A 23314-nucleotide genomic window follows, 5' to 3' on the forward strand; every position below is an offset into this window, starting at 1 on the left:
AGTTGTTTCTTTAATCAGCAGTTCGCCGATGTCGCAGCCATTTGTCTAATTCTGTCACCAATAGAACAATGATTCCTGATGCAATAGCAATCAGCCACCCCGTAAGATCCATATTGGCGGTATGAAAGGCCCGTTGCATGAATGGCACATAGGTCAACAACAATTGTAAGACCAACATGATACCAATAATCAAAAAGGCCTTTGGATTGGTTAAGGACGCTTTAGAAAATGCTGGAGCATTGGTACGAATATTGAATAAATAGAAAATCTTACTCAAGACAACGATATTGACCATCATCGTACTGGCCACTGTTTCGCTGACACCTTGTGCCAAGAGCCAATCATGGGCGATCAGACTGATGAGTGCCATCAAGACCGATACATACCCCATTTGCCAACAATCGTGTTTCGTTAACAACTTGTTTCCTGTTTTACGCGGTTGCCGTTTCATGATTCCTGCTTCAGCTGGCTCAAAGATAAACGCGAACTGGATCGTGATCGCTGATACCATATTGATCCACAACAATTGCGTGGCCTGTAAAGGCATCTCTTGCTGCATCAAGATCGTAAAAGCGATGATCAACCCTTCAGCAAATGACGTCGGCAATAAAAAGAGGATACTTTTTTTAATATTGTCATAGATGCGGCGCCCTTCCCGGATAGCATCGGACATCGTACCGAAATGGTCATCGGTTAAAATCATATCCGCCGCATCTTTCGCCACATCGGTACCGCTGATTCCCATTGCAACACCAATATCTGCTCGTTTCAAGGCAGGCGCATCGTTGACACCATCTCCAGTCATCGCAGTCACTTTGCCTTTGGCTTGCAGTGCTTTGATAATATCAAGCTTATTTTTCGGTGTTGTTCGGGCAAACACTTGGTTATCGACAGCTGCGTCTTGAAATTCAGCTTCTGTCATCCCGTCTAGTTCGGCACCAGTGACTGTCTTGATCTCTGGTGCTAAGCCTAATGTCTCGCCAATCGCTTTGGCTGTTAAGGGATGATCGCCAGTAATCATTTTTACTTGGACACCCGCTTGATTCATTTCTTTCAAAGAAGCAATCACTTCATCACGAGGAGGATCGATAATACCGGCAAGGCCAAGCAGTTGGATTCCTTGTTCAAACGTCTGATCGGTGATCTCAGCTGCTGTTTCTTGCCGATAGCCCACAGCTACAACCCGTTTTCCTTGCTCGGATAAGCGACGAACATGGGCAGTCCAGTACGCTTCATCAAAGGCTGGGTCCGCTGTCTTCGCCATCGCAAACACTTTGTCAGGGGCTCCTTTAAGGAAGAGCAGGCGCTGTTGGGCTTGGTCTTCCACGAGTTTTGCCATATAGCGATTGTCCGAATCAAAAGGCAGCATAGACAATTCTTTATACACAGGTGCTTCTGGATATGGATACTGCTTATGATACAGGGTCAAGAATGAACCATCCGTAGGTTCTCCGTTGATTTGCCAACGTAAGGACTCATTGACCAAAACAGTATCATTGGCTTCATACCCGGCAGCCAAGAACAATGCCAATTGTTGGGTATCCTCAGCACTTTCTTGTGTCACTGGCACAAGCTTTCATTCTGGTGCATACCCATCTCCGGTGACATGGTATTGCTGCGTTGCAAGGATCACGTCTTTGACGGTCATCTCATTCTTGGTCAAAGTACCGGTTTTGTCTGTGGCGATCACATCGACAGAGCCTAGTGTTTCAACTGCAGGCAATGTTTTGATGATGGTATGTTTGTTCTTTGCCATATCACAGACACCCATTGCTAGCACAACAGAAGTCGTCGCTGGCAATCCTTCAGGGATCGATCCCACGATCATCGTGACCACCGCTAACGATAGTACGGATAAAGCATATGTTTGCTGGAATAGGCTGATGATAAACAACCCTATCGCGACAGCCATGATCACATAGGTAATCCCTTTGCCTAAGCCATCGATCTCTTTCATCAATGGGGTTTTGCGTTCTTCTGCAAGATTGACTTCCGATGAGATCTGGCCAATCTCACTTTGTTCCCCAGTGGCAATCACGATCCCCTTCCCACTGCCGGAAGTCACTGATGTTGAGGCAAATGCCAAGTTGGTTCGTTCGGCTAAAGGTGTCGCTGGATCATCGATAGGCAGTGTATTTTTTTCAACTAAATCTGGCTCTCCAGTTAGCGCGGATTCTTGGAGCCGTAAGTTATCTGCTTCAAAGATACGTATGTCAGCAGGCACATTATCGCCGGCTTCCAGGAAGACGACATCTCCCGGTACAACGTCTTCAGCAGGAATATCTTGACGGACGCCATCACGATAGACAGTCGCTTCTGCCGACAGCAATTCTTTGATTCGTTCCAATGCATCTGAGCATTGGCTTCTTGATAGTATCCGATCAAGGCATTCACGATCACAACGATACCAATGATCAATGCATCTGAGCGATCACCCATCAGTAAAGTCAATACACAAGAAAACATCAATATATAAATAATCATGTTGTTGAACTGACGCAGCAATAAGCGCCATTTCGAGGTTTTTTCGACCGCCAACTGGTTCAATCCATACCGAGCCAGTCCTTCGGTCACCTGCCTATCTGTCAGTCCATCATCAAGTTGTTGCACATGATAGGTCTCGCGGGTTTCCGCTACTGTTTGTTGAAATGCTTGTTTACTCATTTTTCTCTTCCCTTTCTATCTGCGAAAATCAATAGCACAAAAAAGCCCCTTTATTTATCACATGATAAATAAACGTGCTGGATCATTCGCTATTCAATTAGGAATTAAGGCAACGCAAAATACATTTTCTGCTCACCATCACTCGAGTCACTAGACATTTATTTACCACATCCAGATTTAAAAGTTAGCCTCTATGATAGCGCAGTCTTTTTTGACTGTCAAGAATCCGCTTTTTTCACCCATCAAAGAACAGATTCCTACTCGCTTATCTGATGAACCACTACAGAACAAAGATTATGTTTTCTTGCATATTTCAGAAAAAATGACAATATTTCTCGCAAAGCTGTTGACATTTCTTATTGGCTTTTGTAGACTGAAAAGAAATTATTGTTAATATTATGAATTTTCTGACAAAAAAGGAGCGTGATATAGATGTCGAAACGAATGCCGAATCAAGTCATTATTTTATTATTATAAACGGGACTTTTTTGATTATACATTCAAAAAGTCCCTATTCACATTGCATCTAAAAGAAGATTTCGCTTCTTTGATGGAATGTTTTTTTATACCTCAATTTGCCCTTATATTCCGTTTATCAACTGTCATGTATGGCAGATTTGATAAACGTTGACTCTATAGATGATCCTGCTACAACAGGATGCGGAAGGAAGAAACCTACGATGAAAACTGTCAATATGATCGCTGCCTTTGTAAATAAATATTTGATCTATATTATGATTCTTCTCATGATACTCGCCTACTTCATGCCGCAACCTTTTTTGTGGATTCCACCTCGAATCACGAATCTGTTAAGCATCATTATGTTTTGCATGGGCATGACCTTGAATCTTGATGCTTTTAAAATGGTTGTTATCCAGCCAAAAGCCTTTATTATTGGCGTTCTTTTTCAATTTACGATCAGCCCATTGGTCGCCTATGGACTCGCTCAAGTATTCGGCCTCTCCTCCGGATTGATCATCGGCTTTGTCTTACTTGGCTCGGTATCCGGCGGTACCGCCAGCAACGTCATGACCTTTATCGGGAAAGGCGATGTGGCGCTGACCGTATCCATGACAACCGTCTCCACCCTTTTGGCCACGATCGTCACACCTTTTTTGACCTACATCTTAGCAGGAAAATATACTGAGATTTCGTTTGTCGATATGCTGTTGTCTGTTTTGCAAATGGTCTTAGTCCCAATCATCTTAGGGGTAATCGTCCACCGTGTGATCCATAAGTATATCGATCAATGGCTGCAAACATTCGTCTTGATCTCCTCCGTCAGTATCCTGTTGATCGTGGCAGGAACCGTCGCTAAAAACGGTGCCGTGATCGTTCAATCCGGTGTCATTGTCATCGTATTGGTCTTGATCCACAACCTAATTGGCTACGGTGCCGGATACGGACTCAGCAGAATGCTCGGTGTCAGTGCCAAACAAGCCAAATCAATCATGTTTCAATTAGGGATGAAAAATACCGGCCTCGCGATTTCCTTAGCGAATGCGCATTTCGCGACCATCGCAGCTGCGGTGACGCCAGCTGCCGTCGGAATGGTCATCCATCAAATCACAGGACCCATCTTAGCCAATCTCGTATCAAAGAAAGAAGGAAAATAATATGAGTCAAAGTATCTTTTTGCCAAATTATACCATCGGTGCCGATGCCTACAGCGCCATCAATGATATCGTCAAATCCTATGGCACCAAAGCCGTGATGATCGGGGGCAAAACCGCCCTCGAAAAAGCCGAAACCAAGATCAAAGCTGCCCTAACGAAAGAAGTGACTGTCACCGATACCCTTTGGTATGGTGGCAACTCCACCTATGAAAACGTTGAGACACTCTTGCAAGAACCCAGTGTCCAAAATGCGGATGTCTTATTTGCAGTTGGTGGCGGCCGGGTCTGCGACACCGTCAAAGTCACTGCTGAAAAATTAGGCAAGCCCATTTTTACCTTTCCGACGATTGGCTCCAACTGTTCACCCGTCACTGCTGTTTGTGTGATGTATCAAGAAAATGGCGAAATGCAAGGCTTATTCTTCCCAACCAAACCACCAACCCATGCCTTCATCGATATCGCAATCATAGCGGAAGCCCCTGACAAATATTTGTGGGCAGGGATTGGCGATGCCTTATCCAAAGAAATCGAATCCAGCTTTTCTGCTAGAGGCGACCAGCTAGATTACACGGACGGACTGGGGATCCAAATCGGCAAAATGTGTACCGAACGCTTATTGACGTATGGTACCCAAGCGTTGACCGATAGCGCCGCCAATATCCCGTCTTATTCGATTGAACAAGTTGTTTTGGACATCATCGTGACCACTGGCTTGGTCTCCGTCTTGGTGATCAATGACTACAACTCCGCAATGGCCCATTCTTTCTATTATGGCACAACCGTCTTAGAAAAAATGGAAGACTACCTTCATGGTGCTTCCGTCAGCTATGGCGTCTTAGCCCTCTTGAAATTGGATCAGCAAGAAGCCCTGTTTGAACGAATCTATCGTTTTATGAAAGAAAATCGATTGCCAGTTTGTTTGGCGGATATGCAGCTGAATGCTGCCGACGATCTGGATGCGATTTTGGACAAAGCGATGACCACCAACGACATCGTCCATGTGCCATATGAGATCACACGGGAGATGTTCAAGGAAGCGATCTTGGCGGTTGAGGCGTATCATGTGGGGCAAACTCAAGTTGATTCATTAGTGAAAACAATCTGACTTTCATATAAAAGTTGATTTTAGGATACATCTTTCTTTTTAGCAAATCGCGACCAATCCCTATGTATTGATCAACGCTATCCCGAAAGCCAAAGATTGGCAAACAATCTGTATCCATCTAGGACTAGACCCTTCCTACTTCTTTGCCTAAACAATCAAAAAGACGTGTCCGCAAGAGAATTTCTTGTCCAGACACGTCTTTGTTCTTCAGGATAGCTGTCAAATGGACAACATCAATATATTTTGCGGTCCTTTAGGCCCCTGGAGTATTCGCCCGTTCGCGACAAACCCGACTTTCTCATACAAAGCTTGTGCGGGCAAGTTGTTCTGATTGACTCCTAAAACGATTTCTTTGATGTCAGGAAACTGATTGCGCACAAAATCAGGCAACAACATTAATGCCTGCTTGCCATAACCTCTACGCAAGTAGCGTGCATCTGTTGAAAAACTGCGAAGTACGAACGCCGACGGTTCTGAGGTGTATTGCGTTTTTAACGCTCCCTCATCCAAAGCAAAAAAACACACAAGCTGATTTTTTTCGTATACTAAGATAGAGTGATGCGTCGGGGTGGTTGCAGAAATAGCGATATTGTCTTGCGGTGTGCCTGTGTATCGCAGTAGTTCTTCTGTTTGCACATAGTGTCTTACATCTTCATGGTAGGTAGAACGATACCCTTTTAGTTTCAAAAAAGTCACCCTTTCTTATAAAATGATGGTATAGGCTCTCATCATTTTATTATTTTACCAAAATCTACAGGAAACTGTTGCAAAATGCTTAGTCTTGTTAAATTTTTCACACCGGCATGAAAAATTTGACTACACATGTCTGCTCCCCCCTTGGTACACTATGATATAAAGGAGGTTTTATATTTTGAAACATACAAGAAAATGGCTCGCCATTGCGTTGGTATGCAGCCAATTATTAACGAGTTTACCCGTTTCAGCCGCTGTAGTCGCTAGCGACAACGCAGCTGAGGAAAGCGGTACGATAGAAACACCTGCAACCGAAGCGGTCCCTGAAGTAACGGAAGCTGGACCGGTGGAGACGACACCCGAAGAGAGCGTCCCTACGCCAGAAACACCAGTAGTACCTGAAACACCTGAGGAGCCGGAAACGCCTCAAACACCTGAAACACCAGAAACACCAGAAACGCCGGAAGAGCCTGAAACACCGACAACACCTGAGACACCTGCAAAACCAACACCTGAGGAGCCTACAGTACCTGAAACAAAACCCGAAACACCGGTGAAGCCTGAAACACCTGTTGAAGAAACACCAGACACCAGTACGCCAAGTGTCCCTGAGAAGACACCAGCACAACCTGAAACCACCACACCTAGCGGCAACACCCCTTCAGGATCAGCAACAAACAACAATGGCACCACTACAGTCACCGACGCCTCATCGATCCAAGTGACGCCAACCAAAGAAACTTGGGCTTTTATCCAAGAAATTGGTGAAGATGCCCGCGAAATTGGTCTGGAAGAAGACTTATATGCGTCAGTGATGATCGCACAAGCCATTTTGGAATCTGCTAATGGACAAAGTCAATTGAGTCAAGCGCCTTATTTCAATTTGTTCGGCATCAAAGGGACATTTGAAGGCCAGGGTGTCAATTTCCGCACCCAAGAGGAAGATGCATCAGGCAATTATTTTACCATCACTGCAACCTTCAGACACTACAATGAATATGCCGAATCTTTGCAAGATTATGCTGATTTATTGAAGAATGGTTTGGATCATAACGAAGAATTTTATAAAGGCGCATGGAAATCAGAGACCGAAGATTATAAAGAAGCAACGGCTTATTTAACTGGTCGGTATGCAACAGACAGTCAATATGACCAAAAGTTAAATGCCTTGATCGAAGCCTATGCATTGACCAGCTATGACCAAGAATTGCCAGAAGGCAGCGAAGCCTTGATCTATCCGGTCAAAGATCCGCAAATCTCCTCTTCATTTGGTCCACGAGGCGGTGGTTTCCACCGGGGTGTCGATTTTGCTGCGCCAATGGGCACACCTATTTACGCTAGTCAATCAGGCACTGTGATTCGTGCGGAAAGCCACTATTCATGGGGAAAATATGTCACGATCCTTCACGACAATGGCCTAACCACTTTGTATGCGCATAACAATCAAAACCTTGTAAAAGTCGGCCAAAAAGTCGCACAAGGAGAAGTGATTGCGTCAATGGGCAGCACAGGCAATAGTACTGGCCCACACTTGCACTTTGAAGTAAGTTTGTCCCCAACGTTGGCGCAAGATCAATTGATCGACCCAATGACTGTGTTGAACAAATAGACCACAGGCAACTAAAAAATGCTAGCCAGCGCTGGACAACCAGCCTGGTCTAGCATTTTTTTCATTTCTGCCTGCTGATGCCACAGTTGCCTTTATACCTTGAGCAGCGTCGCGATGGCTGCCAATCCTGTCGCAAGCACTGGGATCAGCATATACGATGAAGAAGCAATCAGCCTCTCATCCGCCAAATAACCAAGCAAAAAGGCAACGAACATAGCAGTTACGCCATTCAAAATGGACATTGCTCAAAACAGTATCTTGATCCCCCGTGTCCGTGGCTGTCGAGATTGCATAAGAAACAGCAGCATCAGCAGTTGCAAGACCACAGGTAAGATCGCCAAGCTTACAATGATCGTATTCATTATCGATTCCCTTTCTTTACTGTATGATTATCTAACTGTGCGGGCAAGGATGATCCGTCTATAGTGCATAATCACTGTCTTTCAGCACCAACCAAAGCAAACCCGTATACAAGCATGCTGTAAATTGGTCCACGAATAAAAATTGAGGCTGGTTGACTTGCATGGCCAATAGCGTGGATTGCGCAATCTTGTTTCGAATGGCGGTCTCAGTGACAGAATCAGCCGAGATCACAAAGGTATTTGGTGCAATGACTGCATTATAAATCGTAAAAATCTCAACTAAATTCCCAATCAACTTCTCGTTTGTCAAAGGAAAGATCTCTTCCATCAAATGAGGCAAAAATTTTGCCTCGCCGGCTAAGTTCATATTGCCTTCGATCAATGTCCCTTTGGCATAGATCGTGATACCAGGCATACTATTTTCGGGATAGAAAATACCGACGATCGTTTCTTCTTTGCTGCGTTTTTCTCGAACTGTATAGCCAATCGTGACCAAATGGGCATCATTTTGGATAACTACTGGTACAGAAGCAAATGCAGACAACGCGTCTTGTAAATGCCATTGATTCAATAAATTTTCCCAACTGGACAGAATCACCCCTTGGTAGATTTTACCAGGGATCGACACGCCGATTTTGGCGATCTCAAAACCAGCAGATAGAAATGGCTGGACACATGCCAAAAAGAAGGGCATTGTCACTTCTGAAAATTCAGTTGTTTGGGTATATTTGATGTCCCCGGTCAAGTTCACGATTTGACCATGAATCATCAATTGACGGTAGTTCGGGGTCAGCTTCTCTTGAATACTTAGCAATAAGAAGTACTGCTGCTCCTCATTGAAATGATAGGCGATGGCTGGACGACCGACTGTCTGGGGCATCAAATCCCCTTCGATCAAGACCTTCGCTTCTACCAGCTGGGCCACTAGCGCATTCACAGTCACCACACTTAGCCCCGTTTCAGCAGCGATTTCTGCCTTGTAGGCGGTCCCCTTTTCACGCATCATTTGTTTGATGGCACGCATATTTTTTTCACGAATCAAATTTTTGTTTTGCGACATAAAAAACACGTCCTTAATTAAATCTATTAATTAACTCTCATTGATCATACCCTATCTGTCGGAAAAAGTAAATCTGCACAGCTAGCTCATGCTTTTTATCACATTTTTTCTTGACATCTTTCCACTTAGTTAATATACTTAATTAAAAACTTTAACTAAAATCAGAAAGGCAAGCTATGGATATGAAAAAACGAATCGCCTCTGGTCAGTTATTTCTTGATCACTGCCAAGGGCTAGATATTGAACGACAGCGCGCGCGGGTGCAGCGTCATAGATTGAATGCTTTATCGCCAGACCAGCTCACCGAAAAAGAGGCGCTGAAAAAAGATATTTTTGGCGCTTCTTGTAACGCTTGGATTGAAACCCCTTTCCTATTCACCTATGGAAGCAATATTCACTTTGGAACAGATTGCTATGTCAATTATCAGTGCAATTTCATTGATGATGGGCAGATTTTGATTGGCGACCGGGTCATGTTCGGAGCCAATGTCACGATCGCCACTGTTGGGCATCCTGTTCACCCCGACTACCGCACCTTTATGTATGCGGAAACGGTCACGATCAAAGACAATTGCTGGATTGGTGCCGGCGTTGTGATCAAAATCCAGGGGTAACGATCGGTGAAAACTGTGTGATCGGCTCTGGCAGTGTCGTGACCAAAGACATCCCAGACAATACCGTTGCGGTAGGCAACCCGTGCCGTGTATTGCGATCCATCAACGAACATGACTACCACTATTATCGAAACAATCGGCCAATCAATGCGAGTGAACTACAAACAGTCCAACAAGTAAACCAACAACCATAAGATGACGTTTCGCCAAAGGGCACGCCAACAAAAGGAGAACGTACCATGATAAAACTAATTATTACTGACTTAGACGGCACTTTTTTGACAAGCAAGAGTGATTTTGATCAGCAAGAATACCAACGGATCCAAGCATTGATGCACGACAAAGACATTATTTTTGCGGCTTGCACGGGCAAGCAATGTGAACGCGTCGAAGAATTATTTGGGCTTGAAGCGTCAAAAGACATTTGGATTTTAGGAGATAGTGCTACACGCATCAAACATCAAGGCCAATATGTCTATGAATCATTGTTGCCAAACACAGTTGGTCGAGAAATCATCCAGACTTTAGATTCGATCGCCTCAGATCATGTGATTATTGCCTGCACACCGACAGCGGCCTTTATCAAAGAAACAATTCCTGAAGAAGAAGCCCAAAAAGTGCGCGGTTCTTACGCTGTTGTTCAAAAAATGGCCGATCTTGCCGACATCCAAGAAGATTTTGTCAAGATCACTGTCTTCGATCCGAAACTACGCTGCTTTGAAAGTGTCAAATCAATGCAGTCATTCAGTGATCGCGCTTACATCGTAGCCTCGGAAGCTGCTTGGATCGATATTTCAAACCATAATGTGCATAAAGGAACAACTGTCAATGAATTGCAAAAAAGACTGCACGTCACCAAAGCCGAAACGATTGCCTTTGGCGATGGCTTCAATGATCTGGAATTATTTGCACAAGCAGGCATCAGCTTTGCGATGGCCAACGCTTTTGACGAAGTCAAAGCGCGCGCTGATTTTGTCACAAAATCAAATGACGAAAATGGCGTCCTACGCACCATCGAAAAGTTACTCACCACATTTGCTTAAGCTTCCCCAAGCTTGCCTCTAGACGATGGCAAGCTTTTTTTGTTGATTGCTCCTTTGCAGTTGACTTCAAGTTGAGTTGAAGCTGTAACCTAGAATAAAGCACACAGCTATGACAGACACATAAAGGAGATGGACACATGGATAACAAGACATTCACAGATTATTTAAATAGCGGACAAGTCGTAAAGGCAGGTTCGGACTATCACCAGATGATGGCTAAGCTAAGTGACGAAGCCCGCAAACATACGACGGAGATCAATAACAAGTATCATACACAGGCAGAATTGCGGCAACGCTTCGCTCTATTGATTGGCAAAGAAGTCGATACTGATTTTGGTTTATTTCCACCCTTTTATACAGACTGCGGCAAAAATATTACCCTTGGTAAAGGTGTCTTTATCAACGCTGGGTGCCACTTCCAAGACCAAGGTGGAATCACTATCGGCGATGACACGCTGATTGGACATAACGTGGTGCTGGCCACATTGAATCACGGGCTTTCAGCAAAAACCAGAAAGGATCTCTACCCAGCGCCTATCACCATTGGCAAGAATGTATGGATTGGCGCGCAAGCAACCATATTGCCTGGTGTCACGATTGGTGACCATGCGATTATTGCAGCCGGCGCAGTCGTCCAAAAAGACGTGGCGCCCAAGACGATCGTAGGCGGCGTACCAGCAAAACTGATCAAAACGATCGAGGATGAACCCGCCACTCATTGATCCAAAAAAACAGGTGGCCAGCAAAAAATGCTGCGCCACCTGTTTTTGGTTGCTTGTTTTATCCTATGGCTTATGCCTCTTGCTTGAATCGGAAAGTCCCTTTCACATGGGTTTCTGTTTCATCTTCGACTGCTTGTGTATAATAGGAAATTTTGTAGTCGATATAATCCAATGTCGCGGTCAATTCGCTGATTTGCGCTTCTAGGCATGCTCTGCGTTCTTTGAACATGGCGAGGCGCTGATTGAGTGAGTCATCTCCAATTTGACACCAGGACATGAATGTTTTGATTTCTTTGATCGACATCCCTGATTTTTTCAAACATTCGATCGTGAATAAGGTAGACACCGCTTCTTCATCAAATATGCGGTTGCCTTGCTCGTTTTTCTTGATTGCTGGAATCAACCCTTCTGCGTCATAGTACCGCAATGTAGACGGATTGAGATTGAATTTTTTGGCGACTGCGCCAATCGTATCTGCCATATAAGCCACCCTCTTTGTGATTTTTGCATTGCTTCAACCTTAGTTTAACCCCTAAAGTATACTTTAAGTCAACCAGAAACATTTTTGCACCTTTTTGACGTCTTTCCCTTGCCTTAAAGTACACTTCAAGATTTACACTAGCTGTATGTTGAAGAAGAAAGAAGGATGTATATGAAATCAGCTATTTTTGAAAAAGCCGGGCTTGTTTCTGTCCAAGAAGTAGACAGACCACAGTTGCAAGCAACCGATGATGTCATCATCAAAATCGTGCGGGCCTGTGTCTGCGGTTCTGACCTCTGGTCTTATGCCCATGGTGACAACAAAGAACCCCACTCTGTCAACGATGGCCATGAGGCATTAGGGATTGTGGAAGAAATTGGTACAGCTATTACCACCGTTAAACCCGGTGACTTCGTGATCGTTCCTTTCACCCATGGTTGTGGGGAATGTGATGCCTGTCGTGCAGGATTCGATGGGACTTGTGATCGCCACCAAGGTGCGACCAACTGGTCCCATGGCTTTCAATCAGAGTACGTCCGTTTCCATTATGGCAACTGGGCGCTGGTCAAAGTCCCTGGTCAACCATCGGATTACACGGAAGGCATGATCAAATCACTGCTGACTTTGGCAGATGTGATGCCAACAGGTTATCATGCTGCCCGTTGTGCCCATGTTCAAAGAGGCGATAAAGTGGTCGTTATTGGCGATGGGGCCGTTGGTCAATGCGCTGTGATCGCCGCAAAAATGCTTGGGGCTTCACAAATCGTCTTAATGAGTCGACACCCAGACCGTCAAGAAATGGCCCGCCAATCTGGTGCAACAGCAGTCGTTGCAGCGCGCGGTGAAGCCGGGATTGCTGAAGTACGAGAAGTCTTAGGTGGTGGCGCTGATGCGGCATTAGAATGTGTTGGTACCGAAGCGGCTATCGAGCAAGCGCTTGGGGTCTTGCACAATGGTGGCCGTATTGGCTATGTCGGTGTCCCTCACTACAACAATCGGCCCATTGGCTCGACATTTGCCCAAAATATCTCGATTGCCGGTGGTTCTGCTTCTGTGACCACCTATGACAAAGAAGTCTTACTGAAAGCAGTCTTGGATGGGACCATTGATCCTGGCCGTGTTTTCACCCAAACGTATCTATTGGCACAAATCAACCAAGCCTATGCAGATATGCAAAATCGTCGCACGATCAAATCGATGGTGGTTGTTTCGAAAAAGATGACCGACTGAATGATTCTGTGTTACTTAGTGTGAGAAAAACACACATAAAGTACAAAGGGGCTGTATCAACAGCCCCTTTCGTTTACATAAAAATAGATATTCACTCCTATGATTTACTCAGAAAAAAAATCATCCTCTTTTGAAATACGCAACTGTTTTAACAGAATACGTCTAGCTTAACCAATCATCACTCGCTCTTCAGGAAATTTGTATCCAACTTCTCGCTGGTTGGCTTTTTTCATCAATGAAAAAGCAACTGTCATGATTCCCACACGACCAATGAACATCAAAAGAATGATCAATAGCTTGCCGAAAACCGATAAATAGGGCGTAAGTCCCATCGTCAAGCCCACAGTCCCAAAAGCTGAAAAGACCTCAAAGGCAATATATTGCAAACCGAATGTCGGGTTTTGCGGCATATTTTCAGTAATCGATAACAGGAAAATAGATATGAAACATAACGACAAAGTTAGAAAAAACAAAGTAAAAGCTCGCGAAACGGCAGATTCTTTAATTGTTCGGCCAAAAATCTCAGCTTGGCTGCGTCCTTTTAACAAGCTACGGACCTTGATGATCAAGACTGCAAATGTCGTTGTCTTCAATCCCCCAGCAGTTGATCCGGAGGTTCCGCCGATATACATTAACATCATCGTCAGCATCAAACTGGCTTGACTCATTTGTCCGTAATCAATACTGAAAAAGCCAGCTGTTCTTGGGGTGACCGCTAAGAACAAATATTGAAAAAAGCGTTCAATGACAGAATCACCAGTGATCAACTGTGAATTTTTTTCGGTCAAAAAGAAGCCTACCGTTCCAAGAACAATCAAAACGATCATTGTGATCCATGCCAAGCGGCTATGTAAGGAACGTTTTTTGGATGCCCTATGCAGGAGATCGAACCAAACGAGAAAACCGAGACCGCCGGCGATAATCAAGAAACTGATGACCCCTAGCACAAACGGTTCATTCTGAAATCCGACCATACTGTTGCCAAACAAATCAAAACCAGCATTACAAAAGGCCGAAATCGCATGAAAAACACTATACCAGAGACCCTGGCGCCAACCAAAACGAGGAACAAAAGCAAAAGCCAGCAATACAGCCCCACTAACTTGAATCAAAAAGGCGATCCGGATAATGTACCATGCTAAATGGATTTCACCGGACATACGATCTAGATTCAAGGATTCTCGCAAAATCATCCGCGTACTAAGATGGACTCTTTTTCTTGCCAAAATGTAAAAGAAGACGGGAATCGACATGAAGCCGATTCCACCAATTTCAATCAATATCAACAAAATGCCTTGGCCCCAGATATTATAATGATCCGCCACCGTTAAGGTAGAAAGACCCGTCACACAAATAGCTGAAGTAGCAGTAAACAGAGCATCTAAAAAGTTGGTACCTGCACCACTTTTGGTGACCGTAGGCAACATCAGTAAGCCTGTCCCTGCCAATATCAGTAAGAGAAACACTAGTGAGACGATTTGTGGAATTAAAAAGTGTTGATGTGCCAACTTTTTTTTCAAACGATCTCTTTTTTTCATTCTCATTTCCTTTGACCTTTTTCAAAAACGAATGTCTTAGTAATCCAAGTCTTTTGCTTTCGTTTTTCTCTTATCATACCATTTTATTTTGATTTATTCTTCACTTTGATCATTCTTGTTACATTCGCTCGTTCGTTTTCTTCTAACCGCATTTTGATCCCATATATGGCCTCTTCTAATTCAGGGATCGTCAAATATTCTAACGCATTGACCCGCCTGCGGGTTCGTTCGATTTCCCCTGCCATCAATTGACAGGTTTTTTCGATTTCTGTTAGAGCCAACAGCTTGGGCATAACGTCTGTAAAACGGGCGACAGCGTTATCTAAAGGAACATTGGAATTCAAAAATCCGTATTCGATCGGCGCTTGCATCACAGCATCATCATAGTCAAAATGCATGACCGGTACTTCTACACTCATGATATTTTTCGTTGATAATTCAAGGGAGACTTCAGTTGCAGGTAAAATAAACATTTCTTCAATGTATTTTTCATTGATTGTGGCATTGGCCAAGCGAAATGCCTTCATGGCATGTTGCAACTGCTCTTCCACATTTTTACGTAAATGATCATTTTTTTTGATTAATTCAATAAATTGACGCATGAGTTCATCTTGTTTATCTTTTAATAATTTATGGCCGCGTTTAGCTGTCGCCAATTGTTTACTGAGGCGCGACAGCTCCATGCGGGTTGGATTAACGTTTTTTTGCGCCATTATTCTCCTCTTCCGGTAAATATTCCGCCAGTAACGCATCACTGATTCGCTTCAGTTCGACTTTTGGCAACATCGCCAATAATTCCCAGCCCAATTCCAAGGTTTCGATAATGGAGCGGTTGGTTCGATATCCTTGATTCAAGTATTCAATTTCGAAGCGTTCTGCAAATTTAGCATAGATTTTATCAACGTCTGACAAGGCCGATTCGCCTAAAACAACTGCTAATTCCTTGGATTGCTGTCCTTGCGCATATGCAGAAAACAACTGGTTCATCGTTGCAGCATGGTCTTTACGTGTTTTGCCTTCGCCTGTCCCTTTATCTTTTAAGCGTGACAGCGATGACAAGACATCGATTGGCGGTTGAATGCCATTTTTATATAAATCCCGAGACAAGATGATTTGTCCTTCAGTGATATAGCCTGTTAAATCAGGAATTGGATGCGTTTTGTCATCTTCTGGCATAGTCAGAATCGGCAACTGCGTCACTGAACCTTTCAAGCCGCGAATTCGTCCGGCACGCTCATATAACGTTGACAAATTCGTGTAGAGATACCCTGGATACCCACGACGTCCCGGTACTTCACGGCGTGCAGAAGAGATCTCCCGTAAAGCTTCACAATAGTTGGTCATATCCGTCATGATCACCAAGACATGCATATCCTTTTCATAGGCCAAGTATTCAGCTGCCGTCAATGCCATTCGTGGGGTAGCGATCCGCTCGATCGCTGGATCATTTGCTAGATTCATAAAGACAACAGAATGGTCGATGGCGCCAGTTTGCCGAAAATCTTCCATAAAATATTCTGCTTCTTCAAAGGTAATCCCAATGCCGGCAAATACAACAGCAAATTCATCTTCCGAGTTTAGCACTTGTGCTTGACGGGCAATTTGAGAGGCCAATTCTTTATGAGGCAAACCAGAACCTGAAAAAATTGGTAGTTTTTGTCCCCGAACCAATGTGTTCAAATGGTCAATTGATGAAATCCCCGTTTGAATAAATTCATCAGGGTAATCTCGGGCTGCTGGATTAATGACTTCGCCGTTGATATCCATAAATTTTTCGGGAACGATCTCTACTCCACCGTCTTTGACCCGTCCTAAACCGTCAAAGACGCGCCCAATCATTTGCTCTGAAACGCCTAATTCCAAAGGATGCCCCAAAAAGCGGACCGCTGATTCGCGCAAGTTAATCCCTCCAGTCCCTTCAAAAATTTGGACTAATGCTTTGTCTTCTTGAATCTCAAGCACTTGGCCTTGTCGCATGTCTCCGTTTTGCATGCGGACTTCGATCAACTCTTCGTATTTGACACCAGAGACACGATCGACGGCCATCAATGGACCGACGACTTCTCCAATCGTTTTATATTCCTTGATCATCAGTACGGTCTCCTTTCTGTAAAATTTCTTTTATCGTTGCTTTGATTTCTTGATGCAAAGCAGAAATTTTGGCAAATTCACCTTCAGGCAAATACTTCATGCGTGCAACTTTGTCTCGTAGTTCTTCAATTCCTGAGTAGACTTCTGAAAGATACGCGCCTAGTGTTAACGCATCTTCGGCTTCTTTGTGGAGCAATAAGATCGTTTCTAGCATTTTGAACTGCTTTTCACGAGAGGTAAACGTATCGACATCGTCAAAAGCATTTTGCTGTAAGAAATCTTCTCTCAAGGACTTGGTCGTTTCCAGCAATAATTGATCTTTTTCTGATAAAGCGTCGATACCGACAAGACGAACGATCTCTGACAACTCAGATTCTTTTTGTAGCATCCGCATGGCTTCTGTTACTTGTTTGGACCAATCCACTTGCATTTGCTGATCCAAAAAGGCGCCAAGTTCGTTTTCATATAAAGAATAACTCTTCAACCAATCGATTGATGGAAAATGACGTTTTTGCGCTAATGTGGCATCTAAGCCCCAAAATACTTTAACGACCCGTAAAGTATTTTGAGTAACTGGTTCCGAAATGTCCCCACCAGATGGTGACACGGCGCTGATTGCAGTAATACTGCCTTCTTGATCAGAACCTAAGCAAATCGCTTTCCCAGAACGTTCATAATACTCTGCCAAACGGCTACCTAAATAAGCCGGATATCCTTCATCCCCAGGCATTTCCTCCAAACGACCAGACATTTCTCGCAGTGCTTCCGCCCAACGTGAGGTTGAATCCGCCATGATCGCCACTGAATAGCCCATGTCACGGAAGTACTCTGCAATGGTAATCCCCGTATAAATCGACGCTTCCCGAGCGGCTACTGGCATATTTGATGTATTGGCAATCAAAACGGTTCTAGCCATTAAAGATTCACCACTGCGAGGATCGATCAACTCTGGAAATTCGTTCATTACATCTGTCATTTCATTGCCGCGTTCCCCACAGCCAACATAGACAACCAAGTCGACATCCGCCCACTTGGCAATTTGATGCTGAACAACGGTCTTTCCCGCACCAAAAGGACCCGGAACGGCTGAAGCCCCGCCTTTAGCGATTGGAAAGAACGTGTCAATCACGCGCTGTCCTGTAATCATCGGTTCGATTGGATTCAGTTTTTGCTTCACTGGACGGCTATGACGAACCGGCCATTTTTGTAGCATCGTAAATGAACGTTCTCCTTTAGTCGTATCTAAGACATAAATCACTTCATCAATCGTATATTCCCCTGCATAAACAGCTTTGACTGTTCCTGAAACGCCATGAGGAACCATAATTTTGTGATCGATCAGTGGTGTTTCTTGCACAGTTCCGATAACCATTCCGGTACTAACCGCTGCACCCACTTCGACCATCGGTACAAAAGACCACTTTTTCTCATGATTCAACGCAGGCAATTGCACCCCGCGAGTCAAGAAGTTACTTTTGGTAACATCCATAAAGGTTTCCAAAGGGCGTTGGATCCCATCAAACATTTGAGACATAATTCCGGGAGCCAATTCCACGGATAGCGGTTCACCAGTGGTTTCGACTGGTTCTCCGGGACCAATCCCTGAAGTTTCTTCGTAGACTTGGATCGAAGCGACGTCGCCGCGCATTTCGATGATTTCACCGACCACGCCTAAATCTCCTACATAACAGATATCTTCTAAACTTGCATGACCCATATTTTTGGCTAAAACCAATGGACCTGATACTTTAATAATTGTTCCTTTTTCCACAACATCGGCTCCTCTCTATAGTATGTTTTGTCCGACCGCTTTTTCAACATTATCTTGAATCATCCGTCTGCCGATTCCTCGGGAACCATCGTAATCAGGAATCAAGATGATCGCAGGTGTCATTTTTTGTTGGACCTTTGCTAATTCATCGGGAATCATCTCTGCACATTTTTCAGTCAGATAGATAATCGTACTACTCTTCATTAATTTTGCCAGTGCCTGCTTGACTTCTTTTTCTTCCGAGGCATAACAAACTTGGAACCCAAATAATTGAAAAGGAATGACGGATTCTTTCTCGCCGATCACACCGATTTTATGCGTCATAGCGCCGCATCCTTTCTCTGATTTGTCCTTCCGTAAAGCCGCTGCGTTTGCCTACCAGCAAGATACGCAGATTTTGCAGTTCCAAAATCTTAGCATTCAAAAATGCGAGTAAAGGTAGTGGTCCTAAAGCATCTATTTGGGCTGATGCAAAGCTTTCTGTAATCAAGTTGTCTTGTAAAAGCGCCAAGCCAGCGAAGTCGATCACTTGTTCATGAATGATTGGCCGCATCACTTCCTGATACTCACTTTCTAATAAGAACGTTATAAAGTCGCTATAGGACGCATCCGCAAACGCTAAAAATTCTTCTTTCGGGATACTGCCGACACTCACCAAGACCGCCTTCATAAAACTGCAGGATCGCTTTTGGCTCAGACAGCGAGCGGCGATGGTTATATTGGTTAAATCGATCATCTTAATGACGGCTTCTTGTAGTTCAGGTATATTGATTTTGTCTGCCAATCGCCGTTGTTCATGCAAATACCGGCGATCGTATATGATATCGATGCCTTGCAACACAGCGCCGCCTTCCAAGTATTCCCGAACCTCTTGAATTGTAGTCACGATTTTCTCAGGCAATACTTCTGATATGCCTGTTTTGATGGCGGTCCGGCATTCGTCGATCGTGTAAAAACCGTCTTCAACCAGTAGATGCGCATAATCCTTTCCAGTCACTGACTCTTTGGTCAAGACTTTCAGATTGTGGAAAGTAAAAGGCATCATATACAATCGGAGGATTTCTTGATTGGGAACCAGCTCGATCAATTCTTTGATTGTCTTTAACAATTCTTCATCAAGTGATATTTCGAATTGTTCGTGAAAATATGGATGCAAATAGCGTTGATAATGGGTCTGCTGCAGCACCGTTTCGACCACAGCAAAGTTTTTTGCCGTAATCATTTGTTCCACTTCTTGCGGCTTCAGTAAAGTCATTTCTTTCAGCCGAATGATGGGATTCAATTGATGATAGTTCCTCATGGATCAACCTCCTTTTTGTATGATCTGTAACCACCGTTCACGGGATTCTTTCTTGTATTCTTCAAGTAACACACGATAAGTAAAGTTGTATTGAATACCATTGTCATCCACCAAAAATCCAGCTTCTGACAATGGTGTTCCTACCTTGATTTGATACGGCAAGTCGGACTGACAAGCCTCGACCCAAGTATCATCTAAGTGGGCTGCTTGATCTAGACCCGCATGAAAGGTCAACGTGCCACTGATTGGCAGCCGCTCCAGCACATTTTCAACAAATGTCTGGAGCTCTTCTGGTGTCCAACCAATCATTTGTTGATAAGCTTGCTCAAAAAGTTGTGTCAGATATTCATTTTGCTTCACCATTTTTTGCTGCTTGGCGGCACTTGATTGGCGATTCAGGGCTTGCTGATAATTTTTTTCGACTTGCTTTTTTGCTTGCTGGGCACGAAGCTGCAAGTCCGACTCTTTCTTCGCCCAGTCACGTGCCATGGTTTCACTGATCCTAGCACGTTCAGCGGCAGCCAAACGTTCCCGTTTTATCTGCGCTTCTTGGTCTAGTTCAGCAATCATTTTGTCGATTGCATCCATACCTTCGCCCCCTTTAAATCGTTCCTAAAAGTAAGAAAGAAATAACAAAGCCTAAGATGGCATACATCTCAACCATTACTGAGAACATCACGCCTTTAAAGAAATGCTCTGGTTTTTTCGCTAAAATTTGAATCCCAGCTGCAGCGACCTTTCCTTGGGCCATTCCTGAGAATAAACCAGTAAAAGCAACTGGCAGTGATGCCATCAAATAAGCCATACCAGTCACTGTCGACATTTCACCACTTAAGCTGCCATAAATCATAAACGCAATAACGAATCCGTATAGACCTTGTGTCCCAGGAAGCAATTGTAAAATCAAAGCTTGTCCAAACTTCTCAGGCTGATTCGTCGTTAAAGCTGCCGCTGCTTCACCAGTTTGGCCCACACCTTTGGCTGAACCAATCCCAGAAAAGATCGTCGCAATCCCCATTCCGATAATTGCAAACACCATACCACCATTATTGTTAATCAAGTAATCAATCATTTATTGTCTCCTCCATTTTCTTTGTCAAAATCAACATATTTCTCACTTGGCGTAAAGGTTTCAAATTGACGTCCACCACCAGTGAAAAATTTGCCGAAAAATTCTACATATTGTAAACGAGCGGCATGCACATATGCACTCAGTAACGATAAAAAGATATTCAATGCTTGCAGTACAAGCAATAAGAGAATACCCACTGAAAAACGAGCAGCTGGCGGCAAATAGCCCACCAATAAGTTGAAGGCTGCTGCAATACTCCCACCGGAGATCCCTAAGGCCATCAAGCGACTGTAGCTGACAAAGTCACCGATGTAACTCGTCACACCGTACAAGTCGTACAACCCTAGAAAGAAGCCGCCCACTTTGGTTTTCCCTTTAAGAATCGGTACCACGATAATCAATAAGGCACTAAAGCCCGCTAAAATCAAGCCGACAGTGGTTAATGCAGGGACATCAATCAAAAGATTGCCTGCGGCTGCCACTAGCAGACCACTCAAAAGTCCTAGCCACGCAAAGCCTTCGTTTACTGCACCTAAAAGATCCTTTTTGCGGATGTTTTCCTTAGCCGCCAAATAAAGACCTGTAAACAGTTGGATGCCACCAAAAATCATCGATAGACCAAAGATTGCCATAAAATCTTCGGCGGGCGATAAAAGCTGGAAAGGCAATGTAGCACCAAAAAACGAGCCGTAGATTGCACCCCAAATCATGGTTGGTACAGACAATATCTGGAACAATTTCAGAAATCGTTTGGTTCCTTTTGGCAAACGTAAGGCATACAGCCCAATCGTTGTCGCTACAGCCATCAATGCACCATAACCTAAATCAGCCACCATCATCCCAAAGAAAACATAATAGAAAGGCGTCATCCAAGGGGTTGGATCAATTTCATCGTATTTCGGCAAACTATACATTTCCGTCAGCATTTCAAAGGGTTGTATAAATGAAGCATTTTTTAACTTCGTTGGTACTTGATTGGCAGCAATCTCGTCTGCCGTTGGTTCTTCAAATGAATAGTAAATCTCATTGGCAAAGGATTCTTGGACCATTTCTGCCACTAACGGTTGATCCTTTTCTGCAATCCACCCGCGCAAGAGCGAAAATGTCTGACCTGCCGCTAGACGTTGTTGCATCATTGCACGATTCTCACGAGTCAAAAACAGTTCTTCCGCTTGCTGCAACAGGATCAGCCGTTGTTTGTGCTGACTGATTTCTGTAATCAGTTCTTTGCGCTGCTGCGTCAAGGAAGTCAACGCTTGTTTCGCGTTTTGCAAAACCACTTTTGGTGATTCTGATGTTAGGCCAGTTTCTTTCTTCACCCCAAAACGGTGAAACAATTGGAAAACTTGCGCCTCGGTCGTTGCTAAAAAAAGACAGCTGAAATTAACTTTCTTCTGATCAGAATAGATGACTTCTATATGAACATCTTCCAATTGACGCAAAGCTTCAGCTAGATCTTCCCAGCGTGGTTCTTCAACACTACCTGCAAAAAAACACGTATGTGTAGTTGCTTCAATTTCTAGTGGCACGTCAAGATTTTGCCACTGTGTCGCCCAATCTTCTGCCTGAGTCGCTGCTTCGATCGCTTCAATCGTCTCTAACCAGCGCTCCTGCAAATTCTCAACTTGACCTAGTTCTGTTAAAGCTGCTGCTTCATCGAAGCTTGTTTCAAAGTCCGACAGCCGCAAGGCAGCCCGCCGCCACTCCGTGCTTTTTTTCGCATCGCCAGTTTGACGAATAAAGCGGATTGCTTCTTGTAGACGACGAATCAGTGTCTGATGAGAAGTACTTTCTGGCGTTGTACCTGCAAAAAATTCCTGCAACCAAGTTTCGTTGGCTTCTTTCTCAAATACATTCTCGATTTCAACAAACTGCATCGCTTGCAACTTCGTCAACAAACTTTCTTGGTAGCGTTTCGGGGTGATCAACGTTAATTTATTTAGTTTGGTTACTGCCATAAGTCCCGATCACTCCTTCAACGATCTGTTGAATCGCTTGCTCTTGGAAGCTTTGCATATTTTTTTGGTAACGATCTAAAACTTGTTGATTTTCTTCTGCCAGCCGTTGCTTTTGTGCTTCCAGCGACTGGTGTAACTGCTCTTCGACTGCGACTTGTTCTTGTGCAAGTGCCTCTTCCAAAGCGGCAGCCCGTTTTTGCAATTCTTGTTGTTGCTGCGCTTCTTCCAATTGTAGCGCTTTTTTCAAAGCGATCAATTGCTGTTCATTGGCTTCTTCTGCTTCTCGTAAACGAGTCAAAGCTTCTCTCATTAATTCCCCTCCTATAATCATGTGTATATTCAACTGAAAAACAAACAAAAAAGCATACCTCGCGAAGAAGTATGC

22 protein-coding genes and 1 pseudogene are annotated in these 23314 nt (G+C 44.1%); 8 read left to right on the forward strand and 15 right to left on the reverse strand.

Annotated features, from left to right (window positions below):
- Window positions 1–10 precede the first annotated feature (10 nt).
- Window positions 11–2664: pseudogene (locus A5886_RS15940) on the reverse strand (HAD-IC family P-type ATPase).
- Window positions 2665–3344: 680 nt separating this feature from the next.
- On the opposite strand from A5886_RS15940, the gene A5886_RS14510 reads away from it, so the two are divergent.
- Both A5886_RS14510 and A5886_RS14515 read left to right on the forward strand, forming a co-directional pair.
- Window positions 3345–4280: a bile acid:sodium symporter family protein gene (locus A5886_RS14510; RefSeq protein WP_256926236.1), complete on the forward strand. Its 936-nt coding sequence runs from the start codon at window positions 3345–3347 to the stop codon at window positions 4278–4280.
- A 1-nt stretch (window position 4281) separates the two neighbouring features.
- The gene (locus A5886_RS14515) at window positions 4282–5385 is read left to right on the forward strand and encodes an iron-containing alcohol dehydrogenase family protein (RefSeq protein WP_086275790.1); all 1104 of its coding nucleotides are present in this window, start codon (window positions 4282–4284) and stop codon (window positions 5383–5385) included.
- A 219-nt stretch (window positions 5386–5604) separates the two neighbouring features.
- Here A5886_RS14515 and A5886_RS14520 read toward each other — a convergent pair whose 3' ends face one another.
- On the reverse strand, window positions 5605–6072 hold the full coding sequence (locus A5886_RS14520; RefSeq protein ID WP_086275791.1) for a GNAT family N-acetyltransferase: 468 nt from the start codon (window positions 6070–6072) through the stop codon (window positions 5605–5607).
- Between the two features lie 184 nt (window positions 6073–6256).
- Between A5886_RS14520 and A5886_RS14525 the strand changes: the two genes are divergently transcribed.
- Window positions 6257–7687, forward strand: a complete 1431-nt coding sequence (locus A5886_RS14525; protein WP_086275792.1) for a peptidoglycan DD-metalloendopeptidase family protein — start codon at window positions 6257–6259, stop codon at window positions 7685–7687.
- Window positions 7688–7779: 92 nt separating this feature from the next.
- Here A5886_RS14525 and A5886_RS15945 read toward each other — a convergent pair whose 3' ends face one another.
- Both A5886_RS15945 and A5886_RS14530 read right to left on the reverse strand, forming a co-directional pair.
- The gene (locus tag A5886_RS15945) at window positions 7780–7929 is read right to left on the reverse strand and encodes a hypothetical protein (RefSeq protein ID WP_179190050.1); all 150 of its coding nucleotides are present in this window, start codon (window positions 7927–7929) and stop codon (window positions 7780–7782) included.
- Window positions 7930–8107: 178 nt separating this feature from the next.
- Window positions 8108–9109 (reverse strand): ROK family protein, encoded by a 1002-nt coding sequence (locus tag A5886_RS14530; protein WP_086275793.1) that lies wholly within the window; start codon window positions 9107–9109, stop codon window positions 8108–8110.
- Between the two features lie 176 nt (window positions 9110–9285).
- On the opposite strand from A5886_RS14530, the gene A5886_RS14535 reads away from it, so the two are divergent.
- From A5886_RS14535 to A5886_RS14545, 4 genes are all read left to right on the forward strand, one after another.
- A complete protein-coding gene (locus A5886_RS14535) occupies window positions 9286–9723 on the forward strand; it encodes a DapH/DapD/GlmU-related protein (RefSeq protein ID WP_179190051.1) in 438 nt (145 codons plus the stop codon).
- A 17-nt stretch (window positions 9724–9740) separates the two neighbouring features.
- Window positions 9741–9917 carry a hypothetical protein gene (locus tag A5886_RS15950; RefSeq protein ID WP_373404594.1) on the forward strand — a complete coding sequence of 59 codons (177 nt, stop codon included), beginning with the start codon at window positions 9741–9743 and terminating at the stop codon, window positions 9915–9917.
- 45 nt (window positions 9918–9962) lie between these two features.
- Window positions 9963–10766 carry a Cof-type HAD-IIB family hydrolase gene (locus tag A5886_RS14540; protein ID WP_086275794.1) on the forward strand — a complete coding sequence of 268 codons (804 nt, stop codon included), beginning with the start codon at window positions 9963–9965 and terminating at the stop codon, window positions 10764–10766.
- Window positions 10767–10903: 137 nt separating this feature from the next.
- Window positions 10904–11488 (forward strand): acyltransferase, encoded by a 585-nt coding sequence (locus tag A5886_RS14545; protein WP_086275795.1) that lies wholly within the window; start codon window positions 10904–10906, stop codon window positions 11486–11488.
- Window positions 11489–11558: 70 nt separating this feature from the next.
- Here A5886_RS14545 and A5886_RS14550 read toward each other — a convergent pair whose 3' ends face one another.
- On the reverse strand, window positions 11559–11969 hold the full coding sequence (locus tag A5886_RS14550; protein WP_086275796.1) for a MerR family transcriptional regulator: 411 nt from the start codon (window positions 11967–11969) through the stop codon (window positions 11559–11561).
- A 171-nt stretch (window positions 11970–12140) separates the two neighbouring features.
- Here A5886_RS14550 and A5886_RS14555 point away from each other — a divergent pair, with 171 nt between their 5' ends.
- Window positions 12141–13199: a zinc-binding dehydrogenase gene (locus A5886_RS14555; protein ID WP_086275797.1), complete on the forward strand. Its 1059-nt coding sequence runs from the start codon at window positions 12141–12143 to the stop codon at window positions 13197–13199.
- A 167-nt stretch (window positions 13200–13366) separates the two neighbouring features.
- Here the strand turns inward: A5886_RS14555 and A5886_RS14560 are convergent, their stop codons facing one another.
- The 10 genes from A5886_RS14560 to A5886_RS14605 form a co-directional block, all read right to left on the reverse strand.
- The gene (locus A5886_RS14560; protein WP_179190053.1) at window positions 13367–14737 is read right to left on the reverse strand and encodes a TrkH family potassium uptake protein; all 1371 of its coding nucleotides are present in this window, start codon (window positions 14735–14737) and stop codon (window positions 13367–13369) included.
- A gap of 83 nt (window positions 14738–14820) precedes the next feature.
- Entirely contained in the window at window positions 14821–15450 is a 630-nt protein-coding gene (locus A5886_RS14565; RefSeq protein ID WP_022797081.1) for a V-type ATP synthase subunit D, read from the reverse strand.
- Window positions 15431–16828: a V-type ATP synthase subunit B gene (locus A5886_RS14570; RefSeq protein ID WP_054115301.1), complete on the reverse strand. Its 1398-nt coding sequence runs from the start codon at window positions 16826–16828 to the stop codon at window positions 15431–15433. Before A5886_RS14570 ends, A5886_RS14565 begins: the two co-directional genes overlap by 20 nt.
- Window positions 16812–18599, reverse strand: a complete 1788-nt coding sequence (locus A5886_RS14575; protein WP_022797079.1) for a V-type ATP synthase subunit A — start codon at window positions 18597–18599, stop codon at window positions 16812–16814. Before A5886_RS14575 ends, A5886_RS14570 begins: the two co-directional genes overlap by 17 nt.
- A gap of 15 nt (window positions 18600–18614) precedes the next feature.
- On the reverse strand, window positions 18615–18923 hold the full coding sequence (locus A5886_RS14580) for a V-type ATP synthase subunit F (protein ID WP_054115302.1): 309 nt from the start codon (window positions 18921–18923) through the stop codon (window positions 18615–18617).
- On the reverse strand, window positions 18913–19899 hold the full coding sequence (locus A5886_RS14585) for a V-type ATPase subunit (RefSeq protein ID WP_054115303.1): 987 nt from the start codon (window positions 19897–19899) through the stop codon (window positions 18913–18915). Before A5886_RS14585 ends, A5886_RS14580 begins: the two co-directional genes overlap by 11 nt.
- Window positions 19900–19902: 3 nt before the next feature.
- Window positions 19903–20487, reverse strand: a complete 585-nt coding sequence (locus A5886_RS14590) for a hypothetical protein (RefSeq protein ID WP_086275799.1) — start codon at window positions 20485–20487, stop codon at window positions 19903–19905.
- Between the two features lie 13 nt (window positions 20488–20500).
- Window positions 20501–20971, reverse strand: a complete 471-nt coding sequence (locus A5886_RS14595) for a V-type ATP synthase subunit K (protein ID WP_005225567.1) — start codon at window positions 20969–20971, stop codon at window positions 20501–20503.
- A complete protein-coding gene (locus tag A5886_RS14600; protein ID WP_086275800.1) occupies window positions 20968–22929 on the reverse strand; it encodes a V-type ATP synthase subunit I in 1962 nt (653 codons plus the stop codon). Before A5886_RS14600 ends, A5886_RS14595 begins: the two co-directional genes overlap by 4 nt.
- A complete protein-coding gene (locus tag A5886_RS14605; protein WP_022797073.1) occupies window positions 22907–23239 on the reverse strand; it encodes a hypothetical protein in 333 nt (110 codons plus the stop codon). Before A5886_RS14605 ends, A5886_RS14600 begins: the two co-directional genes overlap by 23 nt.
- Between the last annotated feature and the right edge of the window lie 75 nt (window positions 23240–23314).

This window comes from Candidatus Enterococcus testudinis (assembly GCF_002140915.1).
In the GTDB taxonomy this organism is placed as follows: Bacteria; Bacillota; Bacilli; order Lactobacillales; family Enterococcaceae; genus Enterococcus_D; species Enterococcus_D testudinis.

Excerpts from the sequence above, each read along its gene's own strand:
- A5886_RS14510 (WP_256926236.1), top strand. The coding sequence starts at position 3,345 with ATGAAAACTGTCAATATGATCGCTGCCTTTGTAAATAAATATTTGATC.
- A5886_RS14515 (WP_086275790.1), top strand. The coding sequence starts at position 4,282 with ATGAGTCAAAGTATCTTTTTGCCAAATTATACCATCGGTGCCGATGCC.
- A5886_RS15945 (WP_179190050.1), bottom strand. The coding sequence starts at position 7,929 with ATGTCCATTTTGAATGGCGTAACTGCTATGTTCGTTGCCTTTTTGCTT.
- A5886_RS14530 (WP_086275793.1), bottom strand. The coding sequence starts at position 9,109 with ATGTCGCAAAACAAAAATTTGATTCGTGAAAAAAATATGCGTGCCATC.
- A5886_RS14535 (WP_179190051.1), top strand. The coding sequence starts at position 9,286 with ATGGATATGAAAAAACGAATCGCCTCTGGTCAGTTATTTCTTGATCAC.
- A5886_RS14540 (WP_086275794.1), top strand. The coding sequence starts at position 9,963 with ATGATAAAACTAATTATTACTGACTTAGACGGCACTTTTTTGACAAGC.
- A5886_RS14545 (WP_086275795.1), top strand. The coding sequence starts at position 10,904 with ATGGATAACAAGACATTCACAGATTATTTAAATAGCGGACAAGTCGTA.
- A5886_RS14550 (WP_086275796.1), bottom strand. The coding sequence starts at position 11,969 with ATGGCAGATACGATTGGCGCAGTCGCCAAAAAATTCAATCTCAATCCG.
- A5886_RS14555 (WP_086275797.1), top strand. The coding sequence starts at position 12,141 with ATGAAATCAGCTATTTTTGAAAAAGCCGGGCTTGTTTCTGTCCAAGAA.
- A5886_RS14560 (WP_179190053.1), bottom strand. The coding sequence starts at position 14,737 with ATGAAAAAAAGAGATCGTTTGAAAAAAAAGTTGGCACATCAACACTTT.
- A5886_RS14565 (WP_022797081.1), bottom strand. The coding sequence starts at position 15,450 with ATGGCGCAAAAAAACGTTAATCCAACCCGCATGGAGCTGTCGCGCCTC.
- A5886_RS14570 (WP_054115301.1), bottom strand. The coding sequence starts at position 16,828 with ATGATCAAGGAATATAAAACGATTGGAGAAGTCGTCGGTCCATTGATG.
- A5886_RS14580 (WP_054115302.1), bottom strand. The coding sequence starts at position 18,923 with ATGACGCATAAAATCGGTGTGATCGGCGAGAAAGAATCCGTCATTCCT.
- A5886_RS14585 (WP_054115303.1), bottom strand. The coding sequence starts at position 19,899 with ATGAGGAACTATCATCAATTGAATCCCATCATTCGGCTGAAAGAAATG.
- A5886_RS14590 (WP_086275799.1), bottom strand. The coding sequence starts at position 20,487 with ATGGATGCAATCGACAAAATGATTGCTGAACTAGACCAAGAAGCGCAG.
- A5886_RS14595 (WP_005225567.1), bottom strand. The coding sequence starts at position 20,971 with ATGATTGATTACTTGATTAACAATAATGGTGGTATGGTGTTTGCAATT.
- A5886_RS14600 (WP_086275800.1), bottom strand. The coding sequence starts at position 22,929 with ATGGCAGTAACCAAACTAAATAAATTAACGTTGATCACCCCGAAACGC.
- A5886_RS14605 (WP_022797073.1), bottom strand. The coding sequence starts at position 23,239 with ATGAGAGAAGCTTTGACTCGTTTACGAGAAGCAGAAGAAGCCAATGAA.